Annotated in this window: 31 protein-coding genes, 1 other RNA gene, 1 riboswitch and 1 other annotated feature; of the genes, 29 read left to right on the top strand and 3 right to left on the bottom strand. The window is 50.0% G+C overall.

Translation table 11 applies throughout. The annotated features are described in order from the left end of the window. Window positions 1-81 precede the first annotated feature (81 nt). From cysS to rplL, 11 genes are all read left to right on the top strand, one after another. Window positions 82-1,488, top strand: a complete 1,407-nt coding sequence (gene cysS, locus EKM94_RS05825) for a cysteine--tRNA ligase (RefSeq protein WP_125598891.1) — start codon at window positions 82-84, stop codon at window positions 1,486-1,488. After that, the gene (locus EKM94_RS05820; protein ID WP_125598888.1) at window positions 1,485-1,925 is read left to right on the top strand and encodes a Mini-ribonuclease 3; all 441 of its coding nucleotides are present in this window, start codon (window positions 1,485-1,487) and stop codon (window positions 1,923-1,925) included. The genes cysS and EKM94_RS05820 overlap by 4 nt, the downstream gene beginning before the upstream one ends. Continuing rightward, window positions 1,915-2,886, top strand: a complete 972-nt coding sequence (rlmB, locus tag EKM94_RS05815; RefSeq protein WP_225422170.1) for a 23S rRNA (guanosine(2251)-2'-O)-methyltransferase RlmB — start codon at window positions 1,915-1,917, stop codon at window positions 2,884-2,886. Before EKM94_RS05820 ends, rlmB begins: the two co-directional genes overlap by 11 nt. A gap of 133 nt (window positions 2,887-3,019) precedes the next feature. Beyond that, the gene (locus EKM94_RS05810; protein WP_125598885.1) at window positions 3,020-3,586 is read left to right on the top strand and encodes a sigma-70 family RNA polymerase sigma factor; all 567 of its coding nucleotides are present in this window, start codon (window positions 3,020-3,022) and stop codon (window positions 3,584-3,586) included. Window positions 3,587-3,814: 228 nt separating this feature from the next. Further along, window positions 3,815-3,964, top strand: a complete 150-nt coding sequence (rpmG, locus tag EKM94_RS05805) for a 50S ribosomal protein L33 (protein WP_125598882.1) — start codon at window positions 3,815-3,817, stop codon at window positions 3,962-3,964. Between the two features lie 53 nt (window positions 3,965-4,017). Next, complete coding sequence (gene secE, locus EKM94_RS05800; RefSeq protein ID WP_125598879.1) at window positions 4,018-4,203, top strand: preprotein translocase subunit SecE; 186 nt, start codon at window positions 4,018-4,020, stop codon at window positions 4,201-4,203. 122 nt (window positions 4,204-4,325) lie between these two features. After that, on the top strand, window positions 4,326-4,874 hold the full coding sequence (gene nusG / locus EKM94_RS05795; protein ID WP_125598876.1) for a transcription termination/antitermination protein NusG: 549 nt from the start codon (window positions 4,326-4,328) through the stop codon (window positions 4,872-4,874). Window positions 4,875-5,043: 169 nt separating this feature from the next. After that, a complete protein-coding gene (rplK, locus tag EKM94_RS05790; RefSeq protein ID WP_125598873.1) occupies window positions 5,044-5,469 on the top strand; it encodes a 50S ribosomal protein L11 in 426 nt (141 codons plus the stop codon). 98 nt (window positions 5,470-5,567) lie between these two features. Then, complete coding sequence (gene rplA, locus EKM94_RS05785) at window positions 5,568-6,257, top strand: 50S ribosomal protein L1 (RefSeq protein WP_125598870.1); 690 nt, start codon at window positions 5,568-5,570, stop codon at window positions 6,255-6,257. 45 nt (window positions 6,258-6,302) lie between these two features. Next, window positions 6,303-6,425 (top strand) — a sequence feature (ribosomal protein L10 leader region). 39 nt (window positions 6,426-6,464) lie between these two features. Then, window positions 6,465-6,971 carry a 50S ribosomal protein L10 gene (gene rplJ, locus EKM94_RS05780; RefSeq protein ID WP_125598867.1) on the top strand — a complete coding sequence of 169 codons (507 nt, stop codon included), beginning with the start codon at window positions 6,465-6,467 and terminating at the stop codon, window positions 6,969-6,971. A 45-nt stretch (window positions 6,972-7,016) separates the two neighbouring features. Beyond that, the gene (gene rplL / locus EKM94_RS05775; protein WP_125598864.1) at window positions 7,017-7,385 is read left to right on the top strand and encodes a 50S ribosomal protein L7/L12; all 369 of its coding nucleotides are present in this window, start codon (window positions 7,017-7,019) and stop codon (window positions 7,383-7,385) included. Between the two features lie 74 nt (window positions 7,386-7,459). Here the strand turns inward: rplL and EKM94_RS05770 are convergent, their stop codons facing one another. Next, window positions 7,460-7,939, bottom strand: a complete 480-nt coding sequence (locus EKM94_RS05770) for a type II toxin-antitoxin system HicB family antitoxin (RefSeq protein ID WP_191987496.1) — start codon at window positions 7,937-7,939, stop codon at window positions 7,460-7,462. Between the two features lie 538 nt (window positions 7,940-8,477). Continuing rightward, window positions 8,478-8,933, bottom strand: coding sequence for a hypothetical protein (locus tag EKM94_RS05760; RefSeq protein ID WP_125598862.1), 456 nt, complete (start codon window positions 8,931-8,933; stop codon window positions 8,478-8,480). Between the two features lie 73 nt (window positions 8,934-9,006). On the opposite strand from EKM94_RS05760, the gene EKM94_RS05755 reads away from it, so the two are divergent. Then, window positions 9,007-9,636 (top strand): class I SAM-dependent methyltransferase, encoded by a 630-nt coding sequence (locus EKM94_RS05755; protein ID WP_125598859.1) that lies wholly within the window; start codon window positions 9,007-9,009, stop codon window positions 9,634-9,636. 5 nt (window positions 9,637-9,641) lie between these two features. On the opposite strand, the gene EKM94_RS05750 is transcribed toward EKM94_RS05755, so the two are convergent. Next, the gene (locus EKM94_RS05750; protein WP_164511125.1) at window positions 9,642-10,517 is read right to left on the bottom strand and encodes a PucR family transcriptional regulator; all 876 of its coding nucleotides are present in this window, start codon (window positions 10,515-10,517) and stop codon (window positions 9,642-9,644) included. 208 nt (window positions 10,518-10,725) lie between these two features. On the opposite strand from EKM94_RS05750, the gene EKM94_RS05745 reads away from it, so the two are divergent. From EKM94_RS05745 to EKM94_RS05665, 17 genes are all read left to right on the top strand, one after another. Then, the gene (locus tag EKM94_RS05745; RefSeq protein WP_125599006.1) at window positions 10,726-11,220 is read left to right on the top strand and encodes a nucleoside deaminase; all 495 of its coding nucleotides are present in this window, start codon (window positions 10,726-10,728) and stop codon (window positions 11,218-11,220) included. A 106-nt stretch (window positions 11,221-11,326) separates the two neighbouring features. Continuing rightward, an RNA gene (gene ffs / locus EKM94_RS05740) (signal recognition particle sRNA small type) lies at window positions 11,327-11,425 on the top strand. A 304-nt stretch (window positions 11,426-11,729) separates the two neighbouring features. After that, window positions 11,730-13,556, top strand: coding sequence for a DNA polymerase III subunit gamma/tau (gene dnaX / locus EKM94_RS05735; protein WP_125598853.1), 1,827 nt, complete (start codon window positions 11,730-11,732; stop codon window positions 13,554-13,556). A 63-nt stretch (window positions 13,557-13,619) separates the two neighbouring features. Beyond that, window positions 13,620-13,928 (top strand): YbaB/EbfC family nucleoid-associated protein, encoded by a 309-nt coding sequence (locus EKM94_RS05730; protein ID WP_125598850.1) that lies wholly within the window; start codon window positions 13,620-13,622, stop codon window positions 13,926-13,928. A 13-nt stretch (window positions 13,929-13,941) separates the two neighbouring features. After that, window positions 13,942-14,538 carry a recombination mediator RecR gene (recR, locus tag EKM94_RS05725; protein ID WP_125598847.1) on the top strand — a complete coding sequence of 199 codons (597 nt, stop codon included), beginning with the start codon at window positions 13,942-13,944 and terminating at the stop codon, window positions 14,536-14,538. Beyond that, window positions 14,535-14,777 carry a DUF2508 family protein gene (locus tag EKM94_RS05720; protein WP_125598843.1) on the top strand — a complete coding sequence of 81 codons (243 nt, stop codon included), beginning with the start codon at window positions 14,535-14,537 and terminating at the stop codon, window positions 14,775-14,777. The genes recR and EKM94_RS05720 overlap by 4 nt, the downstream gene beginning before the upstream one ends. 103 nt (window positions 14,778-14,880) lie before the next feature. Then, window positions 14,881-15,522: a dTMP kinase gene (gene tmk, locus EKM94_RS05715; RefSeq protein ID WP_125598840.1), complete on the top strand. Its 642-nt coding sequence runs from the start codon at window positions 14,881-14,883 to the stop codon at window positions 15,520-15,522. Between the two features lie 31 nt (window positions 15,523-15,553). Then, entirely contained in the window at window positions 15,554-15,883 is a 330-nt protein-coding gene (locus EKM94_RS05710) for a cyclic-di-AMP receptor (RefSeq protein WP_125598837.1), read from the top strand. A 12-nt stretch (window positions 15,884-15,895) separates the two neighbouring features. Continuing rightward, window positions 15,896-16,888, top strand: a complete 993-nt coding sequence (locus tag EKM94_RS05705; protein ID WP_125598834.1) for a DNA polymerase III subunit delta' — start codon at window positions 15,896-15,898, stop codon at window positions 16,886-16,888. Then, window positions 16,885-17,235 carry an initiation control protein YabA gene (locus tag EKM94_RS05700; protein WP_125598831.1) on the top strand — a complete coding sequence of 117 codons (351 nt, stop codon included), beginning with the start codon at window positions 16,885-16,887 and terminating at the stop codon, window positions 17,233-17,235. The genes EKM94_RS05705 and EKM94_RS05700 overlap by 4 nt, the downstream gene beginning before the upstream one ends. 14 nt (window positions 17,236-17,249) lie before the next feature. Continuing rightward, the gene (rsmI, locus tag EKM94_RS05695) at window positions 17,250-18,116 is read left to right on the top strand and encodes a 16S rRNA (cytidine(1402)-2'-O)-methyltransferase (RefSeq protein WP_125598828.1); all 867 of its coding nucleotides are present in this window, start codon (window positions 17,250-17,252) and stop codon (window positions 18,114-18,116) included. 132 nt (window positions 18,117-18,248) lie between these two features. Then, window positions 18,249-19,004 carry an acyl-[acyl-carrier-protein] thioesterase gene (locus EKM94_RS05690; protein WP_125598825.1) on the top strand — a complete coding sequence of 252 codons (756 nt, stop codon included), beginning with the start codon at window positions 18,249-18,251 and terminating at the stop codon, window positions 19,002-19,004. Between the two features lie 231 nt (window positions 19,005-19,235). Continuing rightward, window positions 19,236-19,338, top strand: a riboswitch (THF riboswitch). A gap of 32 nt (window positions 19,339-19,370) precedes the next feature. Continuing rightward, the gene (locus EKM94_RS05685) at window positions 19,371-19,904 is read left to right on the top strand and encodes a folate family ECF transporter S component (RefSeq protein ID WP_125598821.1); all 534 of its coding nucleotides are present in this window, start codon (window positions 19,371-19,373) and stop codon (window positions 19,902-19,904) included. Window positions 19,905-20,460: 556 nt separating this feature from the next. Further along, the gene (tsaB, locus tag EKM94_RS05680) at window positions 20,461-21,210 is read left to right on the top strand and encodes a tRNA (adenosine(37)-N6)-threonylcarbamoyltransferase complex dimerization subunit type 1 TsaB (RefSeq protein WP_164511124.1); all 750 of its coding nucleotides are present in this window, start codon (window positions 20,461-20,463) and stop codon (window positions 21,208-21,210) included. Continuing rightward, window positions 21,197-21,766, top strand: a complete 570-nt coding sequence (gene rimI / locus EKM94_RS05675; protein WP_164511123.1) for a ribosomal protein S18-alanine N-acetyltransferase — start codon at window positions 21,197-21,199, stop codon at window positions 21,764-21,766. The genes tsaB and rimI overlap by 14 nt, the downstream gene beginning before the upstream one ends. An 8-nt stretch (window positions 21,767-21,774) precedes the next feature. Continuing rightward, window positions 21,775-22,815 carry a tRNA (adenosine(37)-N6)-threonylcarbamoyltransferase complex transferase subunit TsaD gene (tsaD, locus tag EKM94_RS05670; RefSeq protein ID WP_125598812.1) on the top strand — a complete coding sequence of 347 codons (1,041 nt, stop codon included), beginning with the start codon at window positions 21,775-21,777 and terminating at the stop codon, window positions 22,813-22,815. A gap of 94 nt (window positions 22,816-22,909) precedes the next feature. After that, entirely contained in the window at window positions 22,910-23,230 is a 321-nt protein-coding gene (locus tag EKM94_RS05665; RefSeq protein WP_125598809.1) for a PTS sugar transporter subunit IIB, read from the top strand. Window positions 23,231-23,277: the final 47 nt, after the last annotated feature.

The raw sequence follows: 23,277 nt of genomic DNA, 5'->3' as shown, positions 1-23,277 counted from the left end.
TTTATGATATATTAAAGACTGGAACTGAACAGGTTGTTCGGTAGACCAGTCTTTTTTTGTTAGTTGAGTGAGGATGATCGTATGCTTAAAATATATAATACCTTGTCGCGGGAGAAAGAAATCTTTCGGCCGCTGACGCCCGGTCGGGTCAAAATGTATGTTTGTGGACCGACCGTTTATAATTACATCCATATCGGTAACGCGCGCAGTGCCGTAGCTTTTGATACGATGCGGCGTTATTTGGAATTTAGCGGTTATCAAGTTGATTATATTTCGAATTTCACAGATATTGGCGAGAAGCTGGCGCGAACAGCGGTCAGTGAACAAACGACCGTGGCGGCGGTGGCGGCCAAGTACATCGCGGCCTTCAATGAGGACACGGCGGCCTTGAATATCGAACCGGCCACCTATCATCCCCGCGCCACCGAGAACATCAGCGGCATCATCGCCTTGGTCAGCGACCTGATCGCCAAGAATTTAGCCTACGAAGTCGCGGGGGACGTTTATTTTCGCGCGCAGCAATTCCCTAACTATGGTCAATTGTCCCATCAGCCTCTGTCGGAGTTAGAGGTGGGCGCAAGTCAACGGACCAATGACGCGGAAACGGCTCGCAAAGAAGATCCCATCGATTTCGCGCTGTGGAAGGCGGCCAAGCCTGGCGAAGTGGCTTGGGAGTCTCCTTGGGGCGCGGGCTCACCTGGCTGGCACGTGGAATGTTCGGTGATGGCGATCAAGTATCTTGGCGCTACGATTGATATTCACGGCGGCGGCGAAGATTTGGAATTCCCTCATCATGAAAACGAGATCGCCCAAAGTGAAAGCTACACTGGACAAAAGTTTGCCAACTATTGGGTCCACAATGGCTTTGTCACGGTCGGCACCGACGATGAGAAAATGAGTAAGTCTTTAGGCAATTTTGTGACCGCACGGGCGGCCTTGGCCGATTTTGACCACCAAGCGGTTCGTTTCTTTATGGCGGGGACCCATTATCGCCGTCCTTTGCGTTATACCGAGGCCGGCTTGGAAGACGCGCTGAACGAGATCCAACGCTTCAAAGTGGCCCGAGCGAATCTGCTGTATCGGCGCAAAGACGCCACTTCAGGCAGTACCGCGCCGATTCTGAGCGCGATCGCTGAATTTCGCCAGAACTTCATTGCGGCGATGGACGATGATTTCAATGTCCAAAACGGGCTCGCGGTGGTCCACGAATTTATTCGCAGCGCCAATAAATATGCGGCGGCGCCGGCGGTTAAATTGGATGATCTGATGGCTTATGTGGGTCAACTGGATGAATTTCTGGCGGTTTTCGGCGTGGATCTCAGCCAAACCGAAGGCGTTGATAGCGAAGTCGCTGATCTGATCGTGGCGCGCAATGCGGCGCGGGCAGCTAAAGACTACGCGACCAGCGATCGGATCCGTGACGAGTTAGCCGCTCGTCAGATTATTTTGGAAGATACGGCCCAAGGAACGAGGTGGCGCCGACAATGAGTCAACCAGTCAATACAAATTTAGCCCAGCAATTGAATGGCATCGCCTTGGCCTACCTAGGTGATGGGGTTTATGAGGTTTTCGTTCGCCAGCATTTACTGGAGTTAGGCTTTTCCAAGCCCAATCAATTGCAAAAGCGGGCGGTCCACTATGTCTCAGCCAAGGCCCAAGCTTTTCTGATTCAAACGATGTTGGCCCAAGGGGTGCTGACCGCGACCGAGATCAGCATTTTCCATCGGGGGCGCAACGCCAAAAGCTATACCAAAGCGAAGAACGCTTCGGTGACAACCTATCGTCAGTCCACTGGATTTGAAGCGGTTTTCGGCTATTTGAAGTTGGCCGCCGCGACGGAACGGATCACGGAATTGGCCCAATGGTGTATCACCACGATCGAAGCGGCTGAAGCAGCCGAAGGAGAGCAAAATCATGAAGAATAAGCGTACAGGGGCGTCGCGTCCAGAACGCGGGAATGACCGGGACAATGGTTGTGGCAAAGACCGGGGCAACGAACGTTCAGGTCGCCGGCCACAACGCCGGTCCTCCGCTGGTCCTCGGGGAAGCGACCGCTATGAACGGCGTGACCGCCTGCAACGAGCACAACCAGAAGCTGACAACGAGCAACAGTCAGATCAGGCCTTGCAGCCGGAAACTGAATTTATTTACGGCAAACACGCGGCTTTGTCATTCATCAATGATGGCGCGGCCGATAAGGTCAACAAGATTTTCCTCCAAAAAGGGTTGCATGGTGAGTTAGCGGATCAAGCCCGGGAATTTGCCAGTCAGCATCGCTTGGTCCTGCAAGAGGTTCCCAAGACTCGCTTGGACGAATTGACCGATCAAGGCAATCATCAAGGCATCTTGATCACCGTCGCGCCGTATGATTATGTGCCGGTCAGTACGATCTTGGCTCAGGCCGCCGCGAAAGATGAAGCGCCTTTATTGATTATTTTGGATAATTTGAATGATCCGCACAATCTCGGCTCGATCCTGCGGACCGCCGATGCGATCGGCGCGCACGGGGTGATCATCCCCAAGCGTCGATCGGTAGGGGTCACCGCCGTCGTTGCGAAAACGGCGACTGGGGCGTTGGAACATGTGCCGGTCGCGCGGGTCACCAACCTGGTCGCAACGATCAAGGAATTAAAAGATCAGGGTATTTGGGTCTTTGGGACCGCAATGGCCGGCGAAGATTACCGTCAATGGAATAGCCGAGGACCCATGGCCTTGGTGATCGGTAATGAAGGCAAGGGCATCTCGCCGCTGGTTGCCAAAACCGTCGACGGGTTAGTGACCATCCCGATGATTGGTCATGTCCAAAGCTTGAACGCCAGTGTGGCCACCTCGGTCTTGCTCTATCACGTCTTCGATCAGCGGCATCCTTTGGTTACCAAAGATTAATATACGGCCTAATTTGAATATTAATTCTCATAATTGCCCATAATGTGCTAATAAACACTTGTTCGCTTTATCTATTGAATATAATTAGGTAAGATGAAAGAGTCAGAAAGTGCCCATATTGGAGAGATGTTGTATGGGCGTTAATCAAGCAGAACTTGCACTAATCACCGCGGTCCAGCAGACTGGAGATTCGGAAGCGCTGGAAGCACTAGTGACAAAATATCAACCGATGATCCAAAACGCGTCGCATCAATACTATTTGCGATTCTTTGGACCGGATGAGTGGCAACAAGAGGCTCGGATCGTTTGTTATCAGACCTGCCTATTGTTTTGCACACAGCACGATTGTCAGTTTGGTGCTTTCTTCAAATTACGTTTCCATAATCATATGCGAAGTTTGGTTCGTCGAGAATTGGCGTTAAAACGTCGTGCGGACGTCGAGAGTATCTCGTATGATTCCAAACTTGGTGAAGAGTCGCTCCCGTATGATTGGCAAGGGCAGGGTGTGTTCCCGGAAATTATTTTCTGGGATTTCGCGCACTATCTTGATACTTTATCCTATTTCGAGTTACAGGCTTTCCGCGTGGCTGTTCATGAAGCCGAAGTTGACGCGACTTGTCAGCGGTTGGGGTGTACGCCCCAGCAATTGGAGCGCGGAATCGAGCGTTGCCGGATCAAGTTGAAACGGTTTCTAATTTGAACTAGGGTGGATAAAAAGCTGCCATTGTGCGGCTTTTTGTTTGGTCACGTTCGTGGCTGCTGGACCGCTCAATGTCCGATCGACCAGAATCCCGCCAATCAATTTCGGGATTTATGAGGACTGCCGGCGTCTGTTTTGCTGGGCGCCGTCCCATTCTTTTCCCCGGCGGCGCTTGCTTTTTTGTGGGTGGTATGCTAAATTTAACCTAGTTTAAAAGGTGGAATCTAGATGGCAGTTAAGAAAGTTGCGCTGGCTTGTACCGTTTGTGGATCGCGAAATTACACGATTTCCGAGAATAACCAACGGACTGAGCGGCTTGAAGTTAAGAAGTTTTGTAAACATTGCGGGAAACATACCCTGCACAAAGAAACCAGATAAGTACCCAGATCGCGCAAGGTCTGTCTGGGTGTCGGAATTGAGGAGTTAGGCGAATGAAACGGTTATTTAAATTTTTCGGTAGCGTGGGTCAAGAAATGAAATTGGTCGAATGGCCAACAATGAAGCAAACACGGAAAGACAGCTGGGTGGTTGTTTCGACTTCTGTTCTGTTTGCGGCATATTTCGCGTTGTGCGATTTCGTGATCAACAAGTTATTGAAACTGTTTGTTTTGAAATAGTTTCAGTAAAAAATCGCTTGTGACTTGCAGCATGGTCATTTTTTCAGTATACTAAGGTCAATCAGAAAACTTCGTGTTGGCGGAGTTTTTTTATTTTGGCAAAAAAGAAAGGAATCAGCAAAATGGTTGAATCAGTAGCAAAACATTGGTATGTGCTCCACACTTATTCTGGGTATGAGAATAAAGTGAAGGCAAACTTGGAATCCCGGGCCCAATCAATGGGAATGGAAAATAATATTTTTCGGGTGATCGTGCCGGAACAAAGCGAACGCGAAATCAAGAATGGCAAGGAAAAAGAAGAGATGCGCAAGACCTTCCCTGGCTATGTCTTGGTTGAAATGGTGATGACTGACCAGGCTTGGTTCGTGGTTCGGAACACGCCGGGCGTCACTGGGTTTGTTGGGAGTCACGGTGCGGGAAGTAAGCCGGCGCCATTGTTGCAAAGCGAGATTGACCATATTTTGCGTGATTTGGGCATGAGTAGTCGTCATGCGGAACTTGACTTCAGTGTTGGCGAAACCATCAAGATCATCGATGGCGCGTTTGCCAGCATGACCGGTAAAATCATCGAAGTTGATCCAGAGAAGTTGAAGTTGAAAGTGGTTATCGATATGTTCAACCGGGAAACCAACGCGGAGTTGGATTTCAACCAAGTCGACAAACTGGTTTAAGCCGGTTTTGACCCGGACTGCCGCTTCGATGGTAGTTTTTTGAATAATATTTTGAGAAGTATTGCTAGAGCCCGGCCGAGTGTGCTATATTACTCTAGTGTGCTTTTATGTGGGAGGAGAAATCACTGATCTCCATTTACCACAACACGGATTAAGGAGGTTTTATCCCGTGGCAAAAAAAGTAGCAAATGTCGTTAAGTTACAGATCCCAGCTGGTAAGGCAACGCCAGCGCCTCCAGTAGGTCCTGCATTAGGTCAAGCCGGTATCAACATTATGGGCTTCACCAAAGATTTCAACGCACGGACTGCTGACCAAGCAGGCATGATCATTCCAGTTGTGATCACCGTTTATGAAGATCGTTCATTCGATTTCGTAACGAAGACCCCTCCAGCTGCCGTTCTTTTGAAGAAGGCTGCTGGTGTGGACCATGGTTCAGGCGAACCGAACACCAAGAAGGTCGCTAAGGTCACTAAAGACCAAGTTCGTCAAATTGCCGAAACCAAAATGCAAGACCTAAACGCCGCTGATGTAGAAGCAGCAATGCGCATGGTTGAAGGTACTGCAAGAAGTATGGGCTTTGAAGTCACTGACTAAACTGCTCGCTGATTGTTAGTCGGATAAACAATGAAAATTGTTTGATCAAGTGGGAGGACTATAAGTCCATTTGACCACATTTGCAAGGAGGAAAAATAATGCCAAAACATGGCAAGAAATACGTTGAAGCACTAAAGCAAGTCGATAAAGACAAACAATACTCAGCTGAAGAAGCTGTTGCGTTATTGAAACAAATCGATTTCGCAAAATTCGATGCAACTGTTGAAGTTGCTTATAATTTATCCGTTGACCCTAAACAAGCTGATCAACAGATCCGGGGCGCTTTGGTTTTACCTAATGGTACTGGTAAAACTCAACGCGTGGTCGTTTTTGCTGAAGGCCCACAAGCTAAAGCTGCAGAAGAAGCCGGCGCTGATGTCGTTGGTTCTGATGACTTAGTTGAACGGATCCAAGGCGGCTGGTTGGATTTTGATGTTGCTGTGGCAACACCACCAATGATGGCTAAAGTTGGTCGTTTAGGTCGGGTCTTAGGACCTAAAGGCTTGATGCCTAACCCGAAGACAGGCACAGTAACAATGGATGTTACCAAGGCTGTTAACGACGTTAAGGCTGGTCAGGTTACTTACCGTGTTGACAAAGCTGGTTTGATCCACGCACCGATCGGCAAGGTCAGCTTCTCAGACGAGAAATTGTTAGAAAACTTGAAGGCTTTCAATGACCGCATCGTGCGGGTCCGCCCAGCTTCTGCTAAGGGCGTTTACATCAAGAGCTTGACGGTTACAACAACATTCGGCCCTGGTGTTACGGTTGACGCTAACTCGTTGTAAGCAACGAACAGTGATTGACAAGCATGCCTTGGCGTGCTATCTTATTTAAGAATAGTTTTTCTACCGAAGACTCAGGTGACTCACGTCTTAATATCCTGCCGAGGCCAGATGATGAATGAGTAATCAGAATCTCTGTGTCTTTGGACGCGGAGATTTTTTCTTTCGGGCTCCTCGTAGAGAAATAATGAATATGTGGAGGTGAATCAAATGAGTGAAGCAATTATCGCAAAAAAAGCCGTTGTTGTTGATGAAGTTTTCGACAAGTTCTCACGGGCTAAGTCCGCTGTTGTGGTTGACTATTTGGGTTTGACTGTTGCTCAAGCAACTGAATTACGTAAGCAATTACGTGAAGCAGGGGTTGAGATGAAGGTCGTTAAGAATACCTATTTACGTCGTGCCGCTGACAAGGCTGGTTACGAAGGCTTAGACGAAACATTCACTGGTCCAACCGCCGTTGCCTTTTCATATGACGACGTTGTTGCTCCAGCACGGATCATGGCTAACTTTGCTAAGACGGTTGACGCGCTTGAAATCAAGGGCGGCATCATTGAAGGTAAAGTTGCTACTTTGGAAGCCATCAACGAATTGGCTACCTTGCCAAACCGCGACGGGATGCTTTCAATGTTACTTTCTGTATTACAAGCACCTATTCGCAATGTCGCTTATGCTGTTAAGGCTGTTGCCGAAGCAAAAGACGATGAACCAGCAGCTTAAGTTCCGCTTAAGTTAATCATACCCAACTAATTGGAGGAAAATAAAATGGCTTTAGACACACAAGCAATTGTTGATCAATTAAAAGATGCAACAATCTTAGAATTAAACGATTTAGTTAAAGCAATCGAAGAAGAATTTGGCGTTACTGCAGCTGCTCCTGTAGCTGCTGCTGGTGCTGGCGCAGCTGCTGCTGACGCAGAACCAACTGAAGTCAATGTTGAATTGACTGAAGTAGGCCAAGAAAAAGTTAAGGTCATCAAGGCTGTTCGTGAAATCACTGAATTAGGCTTGAAAGACGCTAAAGGCTTAGTTGACAAAGCTCCTTCAATCATCAAGGAAGCAGTTGCTCCTGAAGATGCAGAAGCAATCAAAGCTAAACTTGAAGAAGTCGGCGCTACTGTTACTTTCAAGTAAGCAGGACAACTTTAAAACAAGCGAAAGCGACCATCATCGCCAATTAAGGCGGCTACGGTCGCTTTTTTGTTTGCCTATTTATCGATCACTTGCGAATTATTGCGGTCAAGCGGCGGTACATTTTGATTTGTACCGCCGGCGCTCCCTAAAGGTTGGGATCTGATTCCCAGCTTTTTTTCAAGCGCCGCCGTCAGCGTCGCGCTAAAATTGATGCCATTTTCATTTCCCAGGTCGTTAAGATATTTGGGAATAGTTAAGGTCTTCTTGACGAGTTTGTTTGCCGCGCGTTCACGAGCAATAGTTGTATCAACTTCTACGGGCATTATCAGTTGGCCGGGAAGTACAGAGGTGACATTTTCACTGGAGGGTTTTGGCAGTTTTACGTGATAATCCTCCGCGACCAATAAATAGCCTTCCAGCGCGTCCTTAGCCATGGACATTGCTTTCGGTAGATTATCGCCAAATGTTGCGGCATTGGGTGCCAGATCAGGAAATTCAACTTCGTATTGATTGCTTTTATTTTTTGTAAGTGTCGCGATATATAAATATTTCATGTTAGCGGGCTCCTTCATGTTTATTCTTGGATACCAAGTCGGGTCCCACTTGATCCGGCCTGTTTGCAGCTGCTATTATGCGTTCCGAGCGGTAAGTTCATGACAGGTTGTGGAACCGTTACAATTACAGGCTTGTTTGGATGCATGAAGGGAAGGTGATCAACAGTAGTTCTAACTTCATACCCAACCATCTTGCCTAAGTATCTTGTTAGCCTTTCTTGATTGGAACTTTTGACAACTAGCTGAATTCAGCATTAACTCTAACACGTATTTAAATACGTGTCCACGAGTGATGCCACGCACAGTATGCAGGATTTAATCATCAAACCGACAAAATCATGATTGCCAACTGCGTGACACTAAATCAATTGGATATAGCTTGCTTGTAAATATGGATGTTTAACCTAATCAGATAAGGCTAAGCGGCTGGAGCGGAGCGTGGCGCTGAAACGTGTTCGCCGACCTAGCTTCTTGCGCTTAGCTACGCAAAGGTTCCGGAAGCATAGTGCGGCTTCCAAAACAATTGCTAGGATAATGCTCAGAAGCTACCGGGATGGTTCGCACTCTGGCGTTGGTGGGCTGTTCGTTCGTCAGGCGGAAGGTCGGGCTGGGGGTGAGTCAGCCGCGATATTATTGTTGGCGATTTATCGCCTACAATAAGGCCGAGCTTGAAGATTTTCGGCGGGTTTCCGAAAAGCTTCAAGTCGTGCCCGCCGCGTTCCACCACCCCCAGCCCGCCGCGTTCCACCACCCCCAGCCCGACCTGGAGCCCCACCACATCTGTCAACCACCAACGCCACGCGCAGCGCAAGCCGCGGGCATGATTGAAACGTGTTCGCCACCCCAGCTTCTTCCGCTTAGCTACGCAAAGGTTCCGGAAGCAAAGTACGGCTTCCAAAACCTTTGCTAGGTTAATGCTCAGAAGCAACCCGGGGTGGCTCTCACTCTTTTTTTCATCAATTTCGTTGAAAGGGGTATCTGGGGACAAATCCACTAACAAAGCTGGCGGGAATCCATGCTATAATGAGCAAGGCAGTTTGAATCAATGAGAGAAATGGGGTAACCAGATGGCTAATCAATATTTTGAGAACGATCCGGAGCTAGACCATCAACGGGAAACATTTGACTTCACCTTACTGGGGCAGTCATTGCAATTGACCACCGATCGTGGGGTTTTCTCGCGGTCGCGGGTGGACTACGGGACGGTGGTGTTGCTGAATAGTAGCGCGGCTTTGCTGGCGGCGTTGGCGGCCATTAAGCCGGACTTCACTTGTCTGGATCTGGGGTGTGGCTATGGGCCGGTAGGGATCAGTGTGGCCAAGGCTTACCCCCAAGCGCAAGTGACCATGGTGGACGTCAACCAACGGGCGCTGGATCTAGCGGTTGAGAATGCCCGGGTCAACCAAGTCGCGGATCAGGTGACCATTTTGGCCAGTCAAGCATACACAGCCTTGACTGATCAGCGTTTTGATTTGATTCTGACGAATCCGCCAGTGCGTGCGGGTAAGGCGGTTGTCCGCGATTTTCTTACGTCAGGGCAGCAACATTTGACTGATCAGGGTCAACTCTTGGCTGTTTTGCAAAAGAAGCAGGGGGCGCCGTCAGCCCTGAAATTACTCCAAGAAAAATATCCCCTTGCGCAAGTGCGGCAACGGGATAAAGGTTACTATATTTTACAGGCGCAAATGAGTTGGTAGCAGGCTCAATCGTTGAAGGCGGTCAGCAATAAGTAGCAAAGAACTAGGTCATCCATCTGCTTTAGATTCAGGTTGGTGGCCTCGTAGAAGCGCTCGAGCCGATATTGCAAGGTGTTGCGATGCAAGAACAGTTTCTTGGCGGCTGAGCTGAGATTGCCGGCGCTTTGATAAAGGGCGAGGACCACATCCTTGATTTCAGCATCTTGGCTAAGAATCGTGTTCAGCTGTTGCGCCAACGGAGACTTCCGCAGTTGCGGCCGGGCATAATAGTCCAGCGCCAACGTGGCCAGGCTGCTGACTGACGACGTTGATTTCGCGAAAACTGCCTGTTCTTCATTGAAAATCGCCGCCAATTGTTCATCAACTGGCCAATAATTGCCAACAAAAGCTTGCGTTTTGACCATGAAGTCACTTTCAATCGTTTGCAGGATGCTTTCCAGCTCAACTAGCGTCAGTGTTTCAGGACCATTGGCTTGGACAATGATCAAGGTGTTTTCGTTCAAGTAAAAATTAGTCAGTAAATGACTGAATAAATCGGCGATGGCGTGGGCGAATTCTCGGCGGTCGTGGCTATCTTGGACCGTGGTGCGAAACTGGACCAGGCGCACTGATTTGGCGGTCGTCTTTGGTAAGATCGTGGATTGTTGCGTGAGAAATTGGTACCAAGGATTGCTTTGGTCGGCGGCAATGAAATTCTGATCACTTAAATTTTGTAAGATTTGGGTGCTGGTATTGTTCAGCTCTTTCTTGCTGATCGCCAGCCAGTTGCCGGCAAAAGACCAGGCCCGTTCTTGCGGGGTTGCTTCTTGGGGGCCTTTCAAGGCGCGAGCTTTGGGAAACGTATTTTTGAGGCGCATTAACAAATCAAAGGGTTCGTTCATCGGTAAACGCGAAGTGGTGCCCGAGTAATGTTGGGCACTTTTCGCTGGTCTCCTTTCGCTGAGCGACCAGATCATTAAATTAGCGACGGAACTGGTCAGTCATCACTCATCAGTGAATTGATATAGTTTAGTGTAACATTTTTTGGCAGAAAGGACGAGAAGCTTGCTAAGTTTAACCCCATTACCAGCCGCGCAGATCGACAAATTGATGGGCGCTGCCTTGGTCGAGGCTCAAACCGCGGCCGCGCTTGGTGAGGTGCCGATCGGAGCGATCATCGAGTTGGATGGCCAGATCATTGCCCGCGCCCATAATTTGCGGGAACATAGCCAGGACGCCACGGACCACGCCGAGTTGATGGCGATTCGCCAAGCTTGTCAGGCAAGTGGCAGCTGGCGATTGGAACGTTGCCGCTTATTTGTGACCTTGGAGCCTTGTCCCATGTGCGCCGGGGCAATCATTAATAGCCGGATCGCCGAAGTCTACTATGGCGCGCCGGATCCGAAAGCGGGCGCAGCGGGCACGTTGGTCGACCTGTTGCGTGATGACCGCTTCAATCATCAGCCGCAGGTGTATCCCGATGTGCAGCGAGCGCAAGCGCAGGCGCTGTTACAGCAGTTTTTCCGCCAGATCCGCCAACGACAAAAGGCGGCCAAATTACAACGGCGGGCACAAGAAGCAGGCGGTCAAGCTCCGCCAAGCTAAGTCTCGCCTAGTTTGGTTAGAAATATTTCTACAAATTGATCGTCTTTAGCAACACTTCTATAAAAATACTGGCTTTTTTGCGGTAGATTCGTTACAATAGTAATTGCCGTAAGGCTAAGGCAATGTCTCACCTGTGAATTGTGTCAGGTCCGGAAGGAAGCAGCACTAAGCTCGCTGTGGCATGTGCCTTATTTTTTTGTACTTTTTTATTAAAATGTAGCTTGAATCAATGGGGATCATGGTATTTGATGCCCATTTTTGATAAAGTTAAGACATGCGAAATTAAAATGCGTCAGTGGTTGATTGAGATAATTTAGTTCGTGGGCCGGCTGTTGTGGCCGAATCAAAGTGGAATCGCCGTCGCTGTTTGCAATTTCTAGACGGCCGCGGCGACAAAAATGTGTTAAGGTTAAAATATGGTTTTAAAAGCGATCACTACTGGACAGGGTTAGGTGCTGTTGGTTAGTGATCGGAAAATGGGAACGATTCAGATAGGAGGCGGTGCTCGGATGGCCTATCAAGCACTATATCGGGTTTGGCGGCCACAGACGTTTGCGCAGGTCATTGGTCAGAAGATCGTCACGCAAACACTCCGAAACGCGATCATTACGGATCAAATCAGTCATGCTTATTTATTTGCGGGTCCACGAGGCACTGGGAAGACTTCCTGCGCGAAGATTTTCGCCAAGGCAGTCAATTGCTTACACCCAGTTGATGGCGAGCCCTGCAACCAATGCGCTATCTGTCAGGCGGTCAATGAGAATCGACTGACCGATGTGATCGAGATTGACGCGGCGTCCAATAATGGCGTCGATGAGATTCGTGATATTCGCGATAAGGTCAAATATCCGCCCACTGAGGCGAAATATAAAGTCTACATCATTGATGAAGTCCATATGTTGTCGACCGGGGCTTTCAACGCACTTCTGAAAACGCTGGAGGAACCACCGGCCCATGTGATTTTCATTTTGGCGACGACGGAACTACAGAAGGTACCGGCAACTATTATTTCCCGGACGCAACGGTTCTCATTTCGGCGGATCGTGGCGGCCGATTTAACCGAACAAATGGTTAAAATTCTGACTGATAAGCAAATCACTTATGATCCCGAGGCGCTGGATGTGATCAGTCGCGCCGCGGACGGCGGGATGCGTGACGCCCTGAGTATTCTTGATCAGGTGTTGTCTTTTGGTCAGGACCATGTTTCGCTGGAGAATGCCTTGGAAGTGACCGGCGATGCCAGTGATCAGCAATTGGCGCAATATCTTGTCGCTATTTTCAACAATGATTTGGATCAGGCGCTGAAGACGATCACATCATTGTTCATGAACGGCCGGGCGGCGGCGCGCTTGATCGAAGGCGTGATTGCCTTGTTGCGGAACCTATTATTGCAAAAGAGTAGTCCGGAATTATTGCAAGCTTTGGATTATCGCGCGCTGCCCACCGAGTTGTTGCCTTTCGCGACACAGATTGCCAATGAACGGCTTTATCGAATGATCGATCAGGCCAATGAAACGTTGTTGCAGTTACGAACCAGCGCTCATAGTGATTTGTTTTTGGAGGTGTTAACGGTTCGGTTCGTGACCGCTGAGACTGAAGTGGCTAGCGCGGCTCCAACGGGCAACCCGAGCTCAGATCGGGCCGATCCGCAGGTTGAGTCAACGGCGCCCGCTGGCGAACTGACGCAGCTCCGGACCCAAGTTCAAGAACTCGCGGCGACGGTGGCTCGGTTACAGCAGCAACCGGCGTCTGGCGGCGGACGCAACGCTGCGGCGCGACCAACTTCCGGCGCTGGTGGTCAGCGCCGTGGCACTGTGAAAATCAACCGTGAGGCGGTTAATCAGGTTTTGGCCCAGGCGACGCGCCATGATCTGGATGCGGTTCAGAATGTTTGGCCAGATATGTTAGATAAATTATCCCCCGCCAAACGAGCAATGATGAAAGTGGCTCAACCGGTCGCGGCTAGTCCGGCGGCGATCGTTGTCGCTTTTACTTACGCGTTTACCTTGAAGACGGCCAATGGCGACCAATCCTTGCAAGCCGATCTGAAAAGTGAATTGAATCATTTCATGAACAATGACGCTGAGATTGTTTTGGTCGAGGAAGCGCAGTGGCCGAAATTGCGCCAAGAGTTCATTCAACAACATCGCGCCAAGAAACAAAAACAACCAGTGGCACCACCAGCGGCCCAGTCTGCCGTAACGGCTGAAGGGAAAGCAGCGGCGCCACAGTCGGCTGAAACCGCCGCAAGTCCGGATCAAGCGGCGCCCTTGACCGCGACCCAACAAGCACAGCAACTTTTCGGCGCGGGTAATGTTACGGTTAAGCAAGACTGAGAAGAATCGTTTCGAAAAACAAAGTTAATCTGATCAATAATGATAATGAAAGAGGTTTTTGAAATGCGGGGAAATCCTGGAAATATGGCTGGCATGATGAAAAAGATGCAAAAGTTACAGAAAGAAATGAAGGCGGCCCAAGCTCAGTTGGATGAAACCGAGTTCACCGGTCAATCGGCTAATGACTATGTCACGATCAAAATGAACGGTAAACGCGAAGTGACTGATTTGACGATCAAACCAGATGTGATCGATCCCGATGATCCGGATATGTTGGAGGATTTAGTGATCGAGGCCATCAACAATGTGTTACAAACTGTTGATCAACAAACAGAACAAACAATGGGGCAATATACCCGCGGCTTAATGTAAGGTGTGATCAGAAATGCAATATCCTGAAGCAATCGCGAAATTGATCGACAGTTATATGAAATTGCCGGGTATCGGTAGTAAATCAGCGACCCGCTTGGCTTTTTATACCATTGATATGGATGAAGAGGCGGTCCAGCAATTCGCCGACAGCTTATTGAGGGCAAAGCGGGACCTCCATTATTGTAGTATTTGCGGGAATATCACCGATGTTGATCCCTGTGAGATCTGTCGTGATCCCAATCGGAATCAGGAACAGATCTTGGTGGTGGAACAGCCAAAGGATATCATGGCCCTTGAGAAAATGCATGACTACCAAGGTCGCTATCATGTTTTGCACGGGGTCTTGTCCCCGATGGATGGCAAGGGGCCTGAGGATCTGAATATTGCCGCCCTGATCAAACGCCTGCAAAAAAGTGACGTCAATGAAGTGATCGTCGCCACGAACGCCTCTCCTGAAGGTGAGGCCACCGCCATGTATTTGGCGCGTTTGATCAAGCCTGCGGGGATCAAGGTCACGCGCTTGGCCCACGGATTAGCGGTGGGATCGGATATTGAATATGCGGACGAAATGACTTTGCAGCGCGCGGTTGAAGGGCGGCGGGAAATTTGAGTTTGTTCAAACCCAAGCATCAATTGCGCCATCAAGGCGATGAGATCTTGCGAGCGGAATTGGATCAGGTCCAAGATCAGCTCCAGCGCCTGCAAAAAGCGGCCAATCAGGGATTGGAAGATCCCATCCAGTTTGTTGATAGCATCAAACTGCAGCAGGCTAAATTCAATTTGCTGTATCAAGAGGCCCGCTATCGCGGCACCAAGGCCAAAACGCTGCGGTCTGTGGTGGCGCGCTAGCCATGATCCGGTTAGTTGCCGGCCACAGTTGCGGACCAAGCAAGCAGAAGCAGATATTTGCAGCAAAAAAGTATTATTCGTACAATGAAGGTAGAGGGGTCAAATGGCAGGATTTTTTATTTCGTTTGAGGGACCTGATGGCGCTGGTAAGTCCACGGTGATCCAAGAGTTGATGCAACCCTTGGCCAGCCAAACCGGTCAACAAATCGTGGTCACACGAGAACCAGGCGGTAGCGCCATCGCCGAGAAGATCCGGCAAATCATTCTAGATGTCAATAATCAGGAAATGGATGACTGGACCGAGGCGCTGTTGTTCGCGGCGTCCCGGCGGCAACATTTGGTCGAAGTCATTGAGCCAGCTTTGGCCGCCGACAAAATCGTCCTTTGTGATCGCTTTGTGGACAGCTCGGTGGCTTACCAAGGTGGTGGGCACCAGTTAGGCACGGATCAGGTCGCCGCGTTGAATGATTTCGCGATCCAAGGTCATTATCCTGATTTGACGCTCTATCTGGACGTTCCGGTGACCGTTGGTTTGCAACGGGTCCAGAAGTTAGGCGCCGGCTTCGACCGCCTGGAAGGGCAAAAGCTGGCTTTCCATCAACGGGTCCGTGATACTTATCAGACGTTATTGGCGGCCAACCCGCAGCGGATGATCGCCGTGGACGCCGATCGTCCGCTGGCGTTGGTTCAACAGGACTGCTTAGCAATCATCAAGGAACATTTTCAAGCTAGGAATTCGGATTAATAGACACTGATCAATTAAAGGAGGAACTACCATGAAGTTGATTTTAGCGATCGTGCAAGATAAAGATGCCAATATTTTAAGTAACGAGTTTATTGATGCCAACATTCGGGCAACCAAGCTCTCAACGACTGGCGGGTTTTTACGTTCCGGCAATACAACCTTTATCGTTGGGGTGGAAGATGATCGGGTCGAGGAAGTCTTGGAGCTCATCAAGCAGACTTCTCACGCTCGGCAACAGTTTATGACGCCACCGGCTAATTTGGATCCAATGGGCGATAGTTCGATGCCTTACCCGATTGAAGTCCAAGTTGGCGGCGCCACAGTCTTTGTCATGCCAGTGGATCAGTTCCATCATTTTTAGTCTGCGGTCGTGATGGAGAAGTTAACACTGGCGGACATCCAAACCCATTTTAAAAATCTGATTGCGACGGACCATTTGAGTCACGCCTATTTGTTTGCGGAGCCGGTCAATGCTGGCGCTTTAGCCTTGGCTCAGTGGCTAGCGGAGCGCTTGTTTTGTTCGCAGTTGACCGAAGATGGCGCTCCTTGCGGCCATTGCGCGGAATGCTTACGGATTCAGAATGGCAATAATCCGGATTATTTGGTGGTTCAAACAGCGACCCAATCCATTGGGGTGGATGACGTCAGGTTTTTAAAGCAGGAACTGAGTAAAAGCGGCCTGTCCAATCGCCGTGTCTTCGTGATTGCAGATGCTGATAAAATGACGTTACCTGCGGCCAACTCTCTGCTTAAGTTTTTGGAAGAGCCGGTCAGCCAAGTTCTGATTATTTTGACGACCACGCGGCTGGCACAGATTTTGCCGACAATCCGTTCGCGGGTCCAAACTGTCTTATTGCCCGAACCGGTTTTGGCGGAGCGGGCCGCGCAGATCGCCACGCTGGGGGTCACACCGGAATTAGGACACTTGTTGAGCCAGATGCCGCTGACGTTGGCGACGATCAAGGAGCTTCAGGAGCAGGATCTCTTTCAAGAGACCTTAAGCGCCTTCTGGCAATGGTACGAGAACTTGGCCCAAGGGCAACCGTTGGCGTTTGCCCAAGTCCAGAGTACGATTTTGCCACGCTTTAAGGCGAAACCCATGCATCAATTCTTGGAAGAGCTGTTGATCATGGCTTTTAGTGATTTATTCACCACGAAATTCCAGTTGACCACGGCGTTGCGCTGGCCGCAGCAGAAAGAACGGCAACAAGAGCTAGCGGCAAAATTGTCAGCGTCGCAGGTCACGCGCTTTTTGAGTCAGGCGCTAGGGGTCAAACAGCAGTTGGACGCCAACGTTAGTTTTCAGAATACTTTGGAGCAGTTATCTCTACAACTAATTTTGATAAAAGAGGGAAATTTTAAATGAATCAACGCGATCCTTTTACTGATTTTCAGCGTTTGTCAACCGAAGCCGATAACTTAGCTCACGACTTGGCGGGATTTCGTCAAGAGCTTAATCGTGTTCTTGAACAGAACGCTGAATTGATCATTGAGAATAAACATTTGCGCGGGCGCTTGAACGAGTTGGCGCCTTCGACAGAAACGGAACCGAAACCAGCAATGTTGCCGTCACGGCGCAATCTAGAGAAGCTTTACGATAGCGGTTATCATATTTGCAACATGATGTATGGCGCTCGCCGGGAGAACAATGAGCCCTGCGCTTTTTGCACCAACATTATTTATGGCAATAACCGTTCACACCAGAAGAAATAACGGAGGGTCATCTTTTGCGGATTCAGCAGAGTTTTGAACCGACGGCGCAAGGGACCCTTTTTTTGGTGCCGACACCGATCGGAAATTTGGACGATATGACTTATCGAGCGGTGGCGACCTTACAGCAGGTGGACTTGATCGCAGCCGAAGACACGCGCAATACCGGGAAACTGTTGGCCCATTTTGCGATCAAAACCCCACAGATCAGTTTCCACGAGCATAATACCCAACAACGGATCCCGGAATTGGTGGCGAAGCTGTTGGCAGGCACGACGATTGCCCAGGTTTCTGACGCCGGGCTGCCTTCGATTTCTGATCCTGGCCAAGAACTGGTGCAGGCGGCGATCGCGGCGGGCATCGCCGTGGTACCGTTGCCAGGCGCCAGTGCCGGGATCACGGCGTTGATTGCTTCTGGGTTGACCCCACAACCCTTTTATTTCTATGGCTTTTTACCCCGGAAAAAGAAGGACTTGCGGATCGCGTTGACCGAGTTGACCCAACGCCGAGAAACCACGATCCTCTACGAATCGCCGCATCATTTGCGCCGAACCTTAGCCGATTTGGCCACGGTTTTCCCGGCGGATCGCTCCTTGGTATTAGGTCGAGAACTGACCAAGTTACATGAATCGTTTGAGCGGGGGACCTTGGCTGAATTGCAGGCTTGGTATGCGGAGCACGATCCGCGCGGGGAATACGTCCTGTTGCTGGCGGCAGCGCCAATCACACCGGTGACCGCGGCGCCATTGGCGCCTGCGGACTTGCAGGCGGCGGTGCAAGCGTTGATCGCGACGGGGATCAAGCCCAATCAGGCCATCAAACAAATTGCCCAGGAGCAAGGTTTACCGCGGCAAACCGTTTATCAGCAGTATCACGATTTCTAAGCCAACGGCGGTTGAACCAACGGTGGACTAAACCATGGTCAATAGCAGCAGCGTTTCGGGTCCAGTTGGACTGAAGCGCGAGTTGAGGCACGGTCACAGGCCGAAAATCAGAACAAAGTGGAAAAAATTCAAATGAGGGGCACGCAAATCATGACTTATTACGCAGAGAAATTTATCGTACCGTTTTATGAATGTGATCCGGCGGGCGCGATGCATCTGTCGGCGGCCATGAATCACTTGGTCTTAGTTTCTGAGCGTCAATTAGCGGCGCACGGGTTAGGACCGGAAGACATGAATCGCTTGGCATTAGGTTGGGTGACGACGGAGTATTTGATCAATGTGACGCGGCTGCCGCGACAACATGAAGTGATCGAGGCGCGGACCGAGGTCAGTCAATACAACAAGTTCTTCTGTTACCGCAACTATTGGCTCTTTGACCAGGCGGGCAATGAATTAGTGGCGGTGCGTAGTACTTGGGTGGTGATGAGCCTCAGCGCCCGGCGGATGATCAAAATGCCCGAGGAACTGACCAGTAAGTATGACGCGCCCTTTTCCAAACAAGTGCTGACCATGCCTCATTTACCGAAACTGGATTGGGCAGAAAACCAGGTCGACAAGGCGTATCAGGTTCGTTACTTCGACATTGATTCCAATCGCCACGTGAACAATGCCCATTACTTCGATTGGATGCTGGATGCGTTGACCGCCACCTTCCTACGAGAAAATCAATTGCAGGAGATGCTGATCCGCTATGAGCACGAGGTTCGTTATGGTGATCAGATCCAAAGTCAGTTGATCCAAACCACAGCAGGGGATCAGATGCTCACCCACCATCGAATCTTGAATGGCACAGAGATTGCCGCGGAGGCCCAGGTGAAATGGCGCTGATTGCTGGCAACCGTAGGCGGCGCGTTTCGGTTGAGTGCGGGGGCGCGTTAGGTGCTCACTCGAACGTCACGCCGTCAAGTCGCTTCAATCAAGGAGAGACGGTTGGTACCAGCGTCATCATGGCTGCGCGTTCCTTTCAGGAGCCGGTGTTGTCCTAATAGCAGGCAGGATGAATAATTATCACAAACGTGAGACTTGCAAAATCATGAGAAAGCCAGTAGAATTTTTCTATTCGGAGTAGGCGGCTAAGCGTAAAGTGCTGATGGAACGGAATGTGAACATCGGACGAAGATCGAACGGATTCGATCGCGGTTTAGCTGCCGCATTCGCCGCTTTTGGTGGCGCTCCAACGAGGGAGTGTTCAGAATGGAAAAAACAACTAGGCATGGTCTGTCCATGCAAAGGCTTGTCTTCTTAGCGGCCCTAATCGCGATTCAGCTGATTTTAGGTCGTTTTTCTTTTGGCACGAATTTCTTGAAAGTGTCGGCCACTTTCATTGTGTCAGCTTTGATTGGCTATTGGTATGGTCCGTTTTACGCGGGCATCGCCGGGGGTGTCAGTGATTTGATCGGGGCCTCACTGTTTCCGCAGGGCGCGTTTAATCCAGCGTTCACGGTGGTGGCGATTTTCAGCGGCTTCATCTATGGCTGGTTGTTGGATCAGCGTAAAATGTCAACGGTCAGCTGGTGGCGTGTATTGTTGGTGGCGGTGATCATTAATTTAGGCAGCAATTTGGTGATCAACACGGCCGTCTTGCAATTGATGTATCACGTTTCCTTTTGGCCATTATTTTGGCTACGTTTACCGAAGGAATTGATGATGATCCCCATCTATTTCGTGGGTATTTATGTGATGCTCAAGGCGGTCACGCGCCTGAAGTTGACCCAGCGGTTGGACTGAACGGCCTTGACTGGGCCTCAACCAAGGACACAGGGAAAAACTGCCCTGGTAGGGAGGAATCCCCACGACTAGACGGCGCTTGTCAGCCGCCGGGCGTGCTTCAATTCTGAAGATGCCGTCAGCTCGGCCAGTCGCGGTGATCATCATAAGATCCTCAGCGGCCAGTTCGTGTAGGGAAAGGATAGCCTAAATCACACTTAGGGGAAAATACTCGCTAACGAATTTGACAAATGTAATATTAGGTTTAGAATGAACTTGAAGTGATCGCCTATTGCCTTTAGGGTAAGGGATTTGTTCTTAGCGGATCAGGTCCCCGAATCCCCGTCTCGACAATTTAGCGCGGTCACTTTTTGTCTATCACGATTTCAACTTGAGCCAGTGGCTACGGGCAATTGCCGCAAGCACTGGAAACGAGGCGCGGCCGTCACCGCCTAGGTTGTTTGATCAAACTCACAGCGGCCAAGCGACGCTAGCGCCGTGAAAAACAATTTCCCCGATCCAAAAGGGATGTGTTAAACTTAAGCTAGATATTTTCAGAAAGCAGAGGCGTTTTTTTGTGCTGACTCTAGCATTAGATACATCAAATCTACCTTTAAGCGTGGCTGTCATCGCGGATGGTCAGCCCTTAGCCATGATCCAAACCGCCAAGGCCAAGAATCATAGCGCGACGTTAATGCCAGCGATCGATCAGGCCTTGCGTTACGCTGGTGTGGAATTGGCGGCGGTCACTAGAATCGTGGTTGCCATGGGCCCAGGATCTTATACAGGTGTCCGAATCGCCATCACCACCGCCAAAATGTTAGCCTGGACTTTGAAGATTCCCTTATACGGCATTTCCAGTTTAGCGGCTTTGACGACAGCTTGGCGGTGGCAACACACAAGCCCGTTGATCGTGCCATTGATTGATGCTCGGCGCGACTGCTATTTTGCCGGGTTTTATCGCTGGTCGGCGGCAGAGCCTGCCACTGTTCAGCGTCTTCAGCCTGATCAGTATTTGGCGGCGGCCCAAATCGTTGCGCAAGCGCAGGCGTTGGCACCAACGGGACCGATCGTGGTCACGGGACAGCTGACCGAATCACAGCAAGCTTGGTGGCGTCAAGCTTGGCCTGACGCGGTTGTTACCGTGGCCGCAGGGAGTGTGACAATGCCTAACGCGGCTGATTTTGATTTATTGGCGACGCCAGCGCAACAGGTTCAGGATCTGAATGGGTTTGCGCCTAATTACTTACGACCCACCGAGGCGGAAGCGACGTGGCTAAAGAATCATCCAGGTGAAGCACATGAGAGCTTTGTTGAAGAAGTTTAAACAGTTTTTCTGGCCGCCGGTGCCCAATGCGCCACAGCCACCAACAGCAAAATTGCCGCTACAATGGCAACAGGGAACCACCACGATGACATTGCGGCGGTTGGTCGTGGCCGACTTGAACCAAGCGTTGGCCATTGAGCGCGATGTCTATCAAGAAAAGATGCCCTGGGATCGGCTAACGTTTATGAATGAAATGACGCGCCAAGGTGACCGCCTTTATTTGGGACTTGAGGCTAATGAGACCGAATTGGTTGGCTTTATTGGGGCTTGGTTTTCGTCAGAAGAGGTCCATATCACCAATATCGCCCTTCTGAGCACTTGGCAACGCCAGGGCCTGGGTCGCCGGATGATGACCTTCTTGATTGAGGTTGCGCAAGCGCAGGACTGCCAGCGCGTCACCCTTGAGGCTCGGGTCGATAATGAACCAGCGCTGGGCCTGTATCGCCAACTGGGATTCAAACCCGTGCGGATCCGGCACAACTATTATGAACAAGAACACGCGGACGCGGTCTCAATGTTATTATCATTGGATCCATCCCAGCAGCCAAAAAAATGAAATGAGCGATGAACGTTTTGAAGAATAGTCGGAGAGAATTGATTTTAGCGTTTGAAACCAGTTGTGATGAAACCAGTGTGGCCGTGATCGAATCTGGTCGCCAGATCTTGAGCAACATTATTGCCACTCAAATCAAGAGTCATCAACGTTTTGGTGGGGTCGTGCCAGAAGTGGCCAGCCGCCACCATGTTGAACAGATCCTGCACTGTACGGATTTGGCGCTGACTGAGGCCCAGGTGGGTTACGAGGATCTGTCAGCAATCGCGGTTACCTATGGACCGGGATTGGTAGGGTCACTTTTGATTGGGATCAGTGCGGCCAAGGCTTTGGCCTACGCGCATCATTTGCCGTTATTGCCGATCAATCACTTGGCTGGTCACATTTATGCGGCGCAACTGGTCAAGCCTTTGGTGTACCCATTTATGGCCCTGGTGGTCTCTGGCGGGCACACAGAGCTCGTCTTGGTTTCAGCGCCGAATCAATTCGAGTTACTCGGCGAGACCCGGGATGATGCCGCTGGCGAAGCCTATGATAAGATTGGACGCGTGTTAGGCATCAATTATCCCGCGGGCAAAGAGGTTGACCGGCTGGCCCATTTGGGGCGTGACACCTTCAAGTTTCCTCGGGCGATGATTGATGAAGATAATTTTGACTTCAGTTTCAGCGGGTTAAAAAGTGCCTTCATCAATCGGGTCCATCATGCTAGTCAAATTGGCGAGACTTTAGCGCGGGAAGATCTCGCCGCCAGCTTTCAAGCCAGCGTCGGTGAGGTGCTGGTGACCAAAACCATGCATGCGCTGGCGCAATATCCGGTTGAGCAATTGGTGATTGCCGGCGGCGTGGCGGCCAACCAAGGGTTAAGGGAAATGATGAGCGCAAATCTGGCCACGAATTTCCCGGAGATCGAGTTGATCGTGCCGCCATTACGGCTTTGCGGTGATAACGCTGCCATGATTGGTGCCGCGGCGCAAGTCTCCTTGGACACCGGCGCGCCGGCAGCTGATCTAACCTTGAACGCGGATCCCAGCTTGGATCTCGTTAGATATTAATCATTGACACATCAGCTTTTTTAGACTATCATCGATATTGTATTGAAAACGGTTTAGCCGTTTTCATTAACATTTTGTAAGGAGCGTTTTTATCATGGCCGAGAAAACAATCATGTTAGTATGTAGTGCTGGTATGTCTACCAGTTTATTAGTTTCAAAAATGCAAAAAGCTGCAGCAGCAAAGGGAATTGAAGCAAACATCTTCGCAACTGCCGCTGGTGACGCTGATAACGCCTTGGCATCTAATGACGTTAATGTTCTCCTCTTAGGACCACAAGTTCGTTATATGTTGAAGCAATTCCAAGATAAAGTTGCTGGCAAGAATATTCCAGTTGAAGTGATCGACATGCGTTCATATGGCATGATGGATGGCGACGCTGTTTTGGCACAAGCTGAGAAATTGATGGGCGAATAGTTCAAATTGATCAATTGTTCCAAATAAGTTAACATAGCAAAAAGCGC

Origin of the sequence: Lapidilactobacillus achengensis (assembly GCF_003946655.1) — a bacterium.
Lineage (GTDB): Bacteria > Bacillota > Bacilli > Lactobacillales > Lactobacillaceae > Lapidilactobacillus > Lapidilactobacillus achengensis.
Note: the sequence above shows the minus strand (reverse complement) of the source record. Positions and strands in the feature narration are given on the sequence as shown.

What these genes read in the sequence shown, in the direction of transcription:
- cysS (WP_125598891.1), top strand. Translation starts at nt 82, where the DNA reads ATGCTTAAAATATATAATACCTTGTCGCGGGAGAAAGAAATCTTTCGG.
- EKM94_RS05820 (WP_125598888.1), top strand. Translation starts at nt 1,485, where the DNA reads ATGAGTCAACCAGTCAATACAAATTTAGCCCAGCAATTGAATGGCATC.
- rlmB (WP_225422170.1), top strand. Translation starts at nt 1,915, where the DNA reads ATGAAGAATAAGCGTACAGGGGCGTCGCGTCCAGAACGCGGGAATGAC.
- EKM94_RS05810 (WP_125598885.1), top strand. Translation starts at nt 3,020, where the DNA reads ATGGGCGTTAATCAAGCAGAACTTGCACTAATCACCGCGGTCCAGCAG.
- rpmG (WP_125598882.1), top strand. Translation starts at nt 3,815, where the DNA reads ATGGCAGTTAAGAAAGTTGCGCTGGCTTGTACCGTTTGTGGATCGCGA.
- secE (WP_125598879.1), top strand. Translation starts at nt 4,018, where the DNA reads ATGAAACGGTTATTTAAATTTTTCGGTAGCGTGGGTCAAGAAATGAAA.
- nusG (WP_125598876.1), top strand. Translation starts at nt 4,326, where the DNA reads ATGGTTGAATCAGTAGCAAAACATTGGTATGTGCTCCACACTTATTCT.
- rplA (WP_125598870.1), top strand. Translation starts at nt 5,568, where the DNA reads ATGCCAAAACATGGCAAGAAATACGTTGAAGCACTAAAGCAAGTCGAT.
- rplJ (WP_125598867.1), top strand. Translation starts at nt 6,465, where the DNA reads ATGAGTGAAGCAATTATCGCAAAAAAAGCCGTTGTTGTTGATGAAGTT.
- rplL (WP_125598864.1), top strand. Translation starts at nt 7,017, where the DNA reads ATGGCTTTAGACACACAAGCAATTGTTGATCAATTAAAAGATGCAACA.
- EKM94_RS05770 (WP_191987496.1), bottom strand. Translation starts at nt 7,939, where the DNA reads ATGAAATATTTATATATCGCGACACTTACAAAAAATAAAAGCAATCAA.
- EKM94_RS05755 (WP_125598859.1), top strand. Translation starts at nt 9,007, where the DNA reads ATGGCTAATCAATATTTTGAGAACGATCCGGAGCTAGACCATCAACGG.
- EKM94_RS05750 (WP_164511125.1), bottom strand. Translation starts at nt 10,517, where the DNA reads ATGAACGAACCCTTTGATTTGTTAATGCGCCTCAAAAATACGTTTCCC.
- EKM94_RS05745 (WP_125599006.1), top strand. Translation starts at nt 10,726, where the DNA reads ATGGGCGCTGCCTTGGTCGAGGCTCAAACCGCGGCCGCGCTTGGTGAG.
- dnaX (WP_125598853.1), top strand. Translation starts at nt 11,730, where the DNA reads ATGGCCTATCAAGCACTATATCGGGTTTGGCGGCCACAGACGTTTGCG.
- EKM94_RS05730 (WP_125598850.1), top strand. Translation starts at nt 13,620, where the DNA reads ATGCGGGGAAATCCTGGAAATATGGCTGGCATGATGAAAAAGATGCAA.
- recR (WP_125598847.1), top strand. Translation starts at nt 13,942, where the DNA reads ATGCAATATCCTGAAGCAATCGCGAAATTGATCGACAGTTATATGAAA.
- tmk (WP_125598840.1), top strand. Translation starts at nt 14,881, where the DNA reads ATGGCAGGATTTTTTATTTCGTTTGAGGGACCTGATGGCGCTGGTAAG.
- EKM94_RS05710 (WP_125598837.1), top strand. Translation starts at nt 15,554, where the DNA reads ATGAAGTTGATTTTAGCGATCGTGCAAGATAAAGATGCCAATATTTTA.
- EKM94_RS05705 (WP_125598834.1), top strand. Translation starts at nt 15,896, where the DNA reads ATGGAGAAGTTAACACTGGCGGACATCCAAACCCATTTTAAAAATCTG.
- EKM94_RS05700 (WP_125598831.1), top strand. Translation starts at nt 16,885, where the DNA reads ATGAATCAACGCGATCCTTTTACTGATTTTCAGCGTTTGTCAACCGAA.
- EKM94_RS05690 (WP_125598825.1), top strand. Translation starts at nt 18,249, where the DNA reads ATGAGGGGCACGCAAATCATGACTTATTACGCAGAGAAATTTATCGTA.
- EKM94_RS05685 (WP_125598821.1), top strand. Translation starts at nt 19,371, where the DNA reads ATGGAAAAAACAACTAGGCATGGTCTGTCCATGCAAAGGCTTGTCTTC.
- tsaD (WP_125598812.1), top strand. Translation starts at nt 21,775, where the DNA reads ATGAACGTTTTGAAGAATAGTCGGAGAGAATTGATTTTAGCGTTTGAA.
- EKM94_RS05665 (WP_125598809.1), top strand. Translation starts at nt 22,910, where the DNA reads ATGGCCGAGAAAACAATCATGTTAGTATGTAGTGCTGGTATGTCTACC.